This window comes from Ilyobacter sp. (assembly GCF_041583315.1).
In the GTDB taxonomy this organism is placed as follows: Bacteria; Fusobacteriota; Fusobacteriia; order Fusobacteriales; family Fusobacteriaceae; genus Ilyobacter.
This window is the reverse complement of sequence record NZ_JBFHGC010000111.1, coordinates 1-6208: the sequence shown is the minus strand read 5'-3', so window position 1 is coordinate 6208 and position 6208 is coordinate 1. Positions and strand designations below refer to the sequence as shown.

Genomic DNA, 6208 nt, shown 5'->3' with positions numbered 1-6208 from the left:
GTGTATACCTTATAATTTGTGGATGTAGAGAGTTCATTAGAATACATCTATCCCCCTCCTTTTAAGAGGCATCATCCAAGGAGTAAGATAAACCAGGGAAAATACCAATAGTTTAATTAAAACAACATTTATAAAATAGCTGGCAAAAACGGCGCCCATAGTCGTGGCAAGTATTTTTACCAAAAATTTCCCCATTTTTCCAAGGTTGACCCCTATATATTTCTTTTTAAAATAATACACCAAAAGGAAAAAATTGACTCCTGATGCTATAGAGGTAGCAAGGGCAAGTCCTTTGTGTTCAAATTTTTGTATGAAAAGAGCATTTAAAATTATGTTTAGTACAATGGAAACAATGGAAAATTTTACCGGATCTCTGGTATTTTTCATCCCGTAAAAGGCCCTGCTGAGAAGATGAATAGCAGTATAAAAATAAAGCCCTATGGAGTAATAAAGCAAAGACTGAGAAGTAACTATCACAGCATCTCCTCCATATTCTCCGTATGAAAATACAAGCGATATGACATCTTTAGAATATACAGTCAGAACTGCTATTGAAGGGATTATAAGAAACAGCAGGATATTTAGTCCTTTGCTAAGCCTGTCCCTCATTTCGTCAAAGGCCTTTCTCTCTATGGCCCTAGACATGCTAGGGTAGATAACTGTGGCGATGGATATACCGAATACTCCCAAAGGAAGATTATAAAGTCTCGTAGCATTTTCGAGGGCTGTTACTCCTCCTGATTTTAAATAAGATGCAAAAAACTGATCCACCACACTGTTAATCTGTTTTGCAAATATTCCTAAAAGCATAGGTAAAATAAGGTAAAAAACTCTTCTTAAAGACGGGTCTTTCAAGTCTATGGTAAATTCATATTTTTTTATAATATTAAAAAAACTAGGCAAAACCATAAGAAACTGAAGCATTCCCCCTATAACTACACCCACTGCCAGGGCATCTATACCCACTGATTTTCCCCAAAACACTGCAGATATTATTATGGCTATATTGAAAAGCAGTGAGGTCGCCGCCGGTACTGCAAACTGTTTAAAATTATTGAGAACTGCACATATCATTCCCGACATTCCTATAAAAACCAGATAAACTGCCATGATTTTTAGAAGTCTGGCTGCTATAACCTTGGTTTCCGGAGGATATCCCATTACTATTATATCTATAATCTGGCCGGAAAATACCACCATACATAAAGTAATAATAGATGTCCCCACAAAAAGAAGATTTAATATTGAGAAAATAAGTTGTTTCCCGGCCTCTTCTCCGTGTTTTGCAACTCTTTCATTATAAACCGGTATAAATACTGTTCCCAGGGCTCCCTCTCCAAGGAGCTGTCTGAAAAGATTGCTTATTTTAAACGCACTGAAATAAGCATCTGTAAACTTACTGGCCCCGAAATAATATGCTATCATAGCCGTTCTTACTAGTCCTAAAATTCTGCTCGCCATGGTTATCACCATTACTAACATTCCGCTTCTAAACATTTCATCACCGTCATCTTTTATAGTAATCATAGAAAAAGTGACAAGAATCTTGCCACTTATTTACATACTTTTAGGGTCTCCCCTTCTATCTCTATTAAATTTTCTTTGTACAACTCCAGGATTGCAAGAAGGATATATACGAGGTGTATCCTGTTTTCTGCTTTTTCAAAAAATTCTTTCAGATGGAATTGTTTTCCCACAGGGACCTCTTTTATCTTTTTCATCTCTTCCTGGAGATAGTATTTTTGTTCAATGTTAATTTCCAGAGTTTCTTTTACGTTCTCCTCCAGATAATTGCTATAGGCTCTGAATACATCCATTATTGAGAGCCTGGTGAGATCAAACTCATGGGAAGGGTTCTTTTTTATTTTTTTCCCCTCTTCCCGGGTATAGGGGATATTAAACTCATTTTCCAGTTCCCTTATCTTTACAGTAACATCCTTATAAAACTTATACTCTTGAAGTCTTTTCCCCAGTTCTTCTTCACGTTTTTCACGCTCTCTCATATTGAGTACAGAAAGAGCTTTGATTTCAAGAAGTTCACTTGCTATTATCAAAAATTCTACTTTTATATTCAAATTTTCTCTTTTAAAATTAGACAGAAAGCTCAGATATTCATCTATAAGCTGGGATATTTTTATCTTGGCTATCTCTAGCTCTTTTTTATCAATGAGATGTAGCAATAGATCCAAAGGCCCCTCAAAGTTATCAATTTTTAGAGTTACATTATTCATATGACCCCTCTTCCAAATAACTTTTCCATGTTAAAACATCGTTTCTAATAACTTTTTTCAATTCCTCCATAGATGAAAATCTCTTTTCTTCCCTTAAAAACTTAACTAGTTTTACATAAAGTTTTTTTCCGTATATATATTCATCAAAGTCAAGGATATGAACCTCTATACTCTGCTCTCCGGGCTTCAGGGTCGGGTTTCTCCCTATATTCACCACAGCATCGTGTTCCTTGTCGTCTCCCTCTATTCTTACAGAGGCTCCGTATATTCCAAAAGGAGGGTAGACTTTATTTAGTATACTCAGATTCGCTGTGGGAAACCCCATTTTTCTACCATATTTTTTTCCGTGGATTACCTCTCCGATTATAAAAACGGGATACCCCAGATATTCCTTCACTTTATCTAGATCACCTTTTGTAATAAGCTTTCTTATGAGAGTCGAGCTTATTACCCTGTCATCTATTTTTACAGGAGGTATTTTATTGACCTTTATATTCACTGCCTTGCCAAGTTCTATCAGATCGTTGGTTTTTGCCACTCCGCCTTCTCCAAATGAAAAGTTGAAACCTACAAAAATCTCTTTGGCACTGAGCTTTTCTTTTAGTATATCCTCTACAAAATCAAAGGGAGCCATTGTAGAAAACTCGTCATCAAAGGGCTGAAAAATCACATAATCAACACCTATATCGTCGAGAATATGGATTTTTTCCTCTCTTGAATTTATGAGCTTAGGAACTCTGCTTTTATCCACAACTTCCATAGGATGGTTAGCAAAGGTAAACACCACTGATTTACCGTTTTTTTCCTTAGCTCTTTTGACTGCAGAACATATGACCTCTTTATGGCCTGAGTGTATGCCGTCAAAAGAGCCTATAGCCACATATGTATTTGGGAACTTTTCCTCTGTTGTAAATATATTATCTATTATTTTCATAGTCCCTCACTCTTGATTCTCTCCAGTTTTTTCTTTTTCGATCAATTCATTGTAGACATGTTCTATTCTACGGAATCTATTTCTTATTCCTGACTTTGAGATCCCCACCATCTCTGCCAGCTCTGTAAGGGAACTTTCAGGATTATGAAGTCTTAAAAAGGCAATCTCCTCAAGAACTCCGCTGAGATTATTCAGCCCTATTTTCTTTCCTATGTATTTTATCATTTTTATCTGTTTTTTTCCAGTATCCAGAGTTTTAGTTTCGTTGGCCACTTCCCAGTTGATTTCTCTTATGGTTTTATTTTTCAGATCCCTCATCATAGTTACTTCTTCATATTTAAAAAACTCTGTGATGGCACCTACATTGACCATTATATCCATGATATCTTCTGAATTTCTCAGATAAATGAGAGATTTATTTCTTTTTTTCGTTTTAAATACCCTCTTATCCTTCATCTTGAGAGTATTATAAAGTTTTTCGCCAATTTCTTCGCTGTCAATAAAAAAATCCATAGCATATTCTTTCTCTGGGGATTTTATATAACCGCAGCTTAGAAATAAGCCTCTCAAAAACCCTTTAAACTTTTCATCATAATCACCCAGTTCAATATTATCGTACTTATTGAGTTTATTTATAAAATCGCCATACCCTTTCTGCTTAGGAAGGGTTATGGTATATACATTGTGCTCTCCCAGTCTCATGCTTACAGAGTATTTTATAAAAATTTTCATTTGAGTAATCTCTTTTAGAAAATCATAGACCCTTTCTGCGACCTCTCTGTTTTCAAGTTTTATCTCTATTCTGTCTTCTAAAATCGATTTTTTACCCTTCAAAAAAGAATATATTTCCAAAAGTTTTTCCAGAGGAGAATTTATCTCTTTTTTTAATACCTCCTCTTTGACCATGTGAGTATATGACATCTTCTCACTCCTTTACTTAGCTTCTGCCCAATTTTTTCCATAGGCAACATTTGCCTCTAATTTTACCTTTTGAAATTCTATGCTGTTTTCCATTATATTTTTTATTAACTTTGCATATTTTTCCACCATATTATCTTTAACCTCAAAAATAAGCTCATCATGAACCTGTAGATTCATTTTTATATCTTTTTTACTTCCGATTTCCTTATCTATTTCTATCATTACTTTTTTCAGAATATCTGCTGCAGTTCCTTGAATAACTGTGTTTACGGCCATTCTGTCAGCTTGCTTTTTTATGTTGTTGTTTTTTGAGGTTATACCGTCTACTGATCTTTTTCTTCCGAAATATGTTTTTACATATCCTGTCTCTTCTGCATTTTTTATGATTTTTTCCTCAAGTTCTTTGACTCTCGGATATTGAGCAAAATATCTTTTGATATACTCCTTGGCATCTTTTTGAGTTATTCCCAGCTCTTTTGAAAGACCAAAGGGAGTTTTCCCGTAAATAATACTAAAATTTACTATCTTTGCCATAGTTCTCTGACTTCTGCTAACGTCTGTATCTATATCAAATATTTTCTTTGCCGTAAGATCATGAAGATCCAACCCGTCTGCATAAGCTTTTATGAGAGTCTCATCTCCTGAAATTTCTGCCAGCACTCTCAGCTCTATCTGAGAATAATCTATAGCTAAAAGTGTATTCCCCTCATCAGATACAAAGCCACGTCTTATCTTTATTCCTTCGTCACTCTTGACAGGTATATTCTGAAGATTCGGGTTAGAAGAAGACAGTCTTCCTGTAGCAGCACCTGTCTGGTTAAAAGTTGTGTGTAGCCTGTTGCTCTTATCCATCAGTTTTGGAAGAGCATCTACATAGGTACTCTGAAGTTTTGTAAGCTTTCTGTAATCCAGGATATATTCAGCTATCTTTTCTCCTCTGTCTCTCAGTATCTCTAGTACATCTACATTTGTAGAAAATCCTGTCTTCGTCTTACTCACAGGTTCTATATTGAGTTTCATAAAAAGTATCTCAGCAAGTTGTTTTGGAGAATTCAGGTTGAACTCCTCTTCAGATATTTCAAAGATACTCTTTTTAAGTTTTTCAAGTTTATCAGTTAGTTCTAAGCTGTATTTTTTAAAATACTCAGGGTCTATAGCTATACCCTCTCTTTCCATTTTGGAAAGAATCAAAATAAGTTTCATCTCCACATTATAAAAAAGGTCGTGAAGATCCTCATCTTCTATTTTCTTCTTCAAATCTCCATATACTTCATAAAGAGCCTCACTTCTTTTTATTAAAAACTCACCGTATTCTTTCACAGGAAGCTTTGAAGGCTTCTCTTTACCAAAAACTTCTTTATACAGAGGAAAATCCTCCCCTGTTTCGTTATAGAGTACTGCCTCTATATCTTCTTTGGTCTGAGCAGTGAGAAGAAAATAAGCTATCATTGCATCAAAATGTATGTTTTTTATCTCATATCCTTCATTAAGTATCTCTTTAAATTTATATGATATAAACTCTATGTCAGAAGACAAAAGCTCCTTTAAAAATTCTCTGTCGTTATTTTGTGCCCCTACATAATCATGACCCACAGGTATATAGTAGCTGCCATTTTTTAGGGTTACTGCCATTCCGCACTCGCCATATAAGACAACTGCCTTTTTTTCAGACTTTGCTGTTTTCAGCATATCCTCAAACATCTCTTTACTTGTGATTATCTTATTCTCTCTCTCAACAACGATCTCTTCTGGAATTTTACCTCCGAAAAGACTCATCTGACCATTATCCTGTGAAGGACTCTCTTCTTTTACATTTTTATCTTGTGATATTTCTTTCTCTTCCGTGCCTTCTCGCAGCTTGAGCTTTTTTATGAGAGCTTTAAATTCCAGGTTTTTGAAGAGCTCATAAAGCCTCCCCTCTTCTATCCCGTGCTGAAGTTTCTCAGTATTATACTCCACAGGTATTTCTAAGTCTATGGTTGCCAGGTCTCTGCTGAGAAAAGCCAGGTCTCTGTCTTCCTCTATATTCTTTACAAGGCCCTTCCCTATCCCCGGAAGATCAGACAGCTCATCGAGGTGTTCGTACACACCTTCCAGATTTTTGTACTTCTCAAGCATTATC

The 6208-nt window shown here is 35.5% G+C and carries 5 protein-coding genes; all 5 read right to left on the bottom strand.

The window, feature by feature from the left end; all coding sequences use genetic code 11:
• Positions 1–36 precede the first annotated feature (36 nt).
• Positions 37–1497, bottom strand: coding sequence for a murein biosynthesis integral membrane protein MurJ (gene murJ, locus ABZA26_RS05390; protein ID WP_372713494.1), 1461 nt, complete (start codon positions 1495–1497; stop codon positions 37–39).
• 56 nt (positions 1498–1553) lie between these two features.
• A complete protein-coding gene (locus ABZA26_RS05385) occupies positions 1554–2231 on the bottom strand; it encodes a ScpA family protein (RefSeq protein WP_372713493.1) in 678 nt (225 codons plus the stop codon).
• Positions 2224–3165: a bifunctional riboflavin kinase/FAD synthetase gene (locus tag ABZA26_RS05380; RefSeq protein ID WP_372713492.1), complete on the bottom strand. Its 942-nt coding sequence runs from the start codon at positions 3163–3165 to the stop codon at positions 2224–2226. Before ABZA26_RS05380 ends, ABZA26_RS05385 begins: the two co-directional genes overlap by 8 nt.
• A gap of 6 nt (positions 3166–3171) precedes the next feature.
• Positions 3172–4086, bottom strand: a complete 915-nt coding sequence (gene whiA, locus ABZA26_RS05375) for a DNA-binding protein WhiA (RefSeq protein WP_372713491.1) — start codon at positions 4084–4086, stop codon at positions 3172–3174.
• Positions 4087–4098: 12 nt separating this feature from the next.
• Positions 4099–6208 (bottom strand): DNA polymerase I (gene polA, locus ABZA26_RS05370; protein ID WP_372713490.1); only part of this gene is annotated, 2110 nt, incomplete at its 5' end.

What these genes read in the sequence shown, in the direction of transcription:
- murJ (WP_372713494.1), bottom strand. Translation starts at nt 1,497, where the DNA reads ATGTTTAGAAGCGGAATGTTAGTAATGGTGATAACCATGGCGAGCAGA.
- ABZA26_RS05385 (WP_372713493.1), bottom strand. Translation starts at nt 2,231, where the DNA reads ATGAATAATGTAACTCTAAAAATTGATAACTTTGAGGGGCCTTTGGAT.
- ABZA26_RS05380 (WP_372713492.1), bottom strand. Translation starts at nt 3,165, where the DNA reads ATGAAAATAATAGATAATATATTTACAACAGAGGAAAAGTTCCCAAAT.
- whiA (WP_372713491.1), bottom strand. Translation starts at nt 4,086, where the DNA reads ATGTCATATACTCACATGGTCAAAGAGGAGGTATTAAAAAAAGAGATA.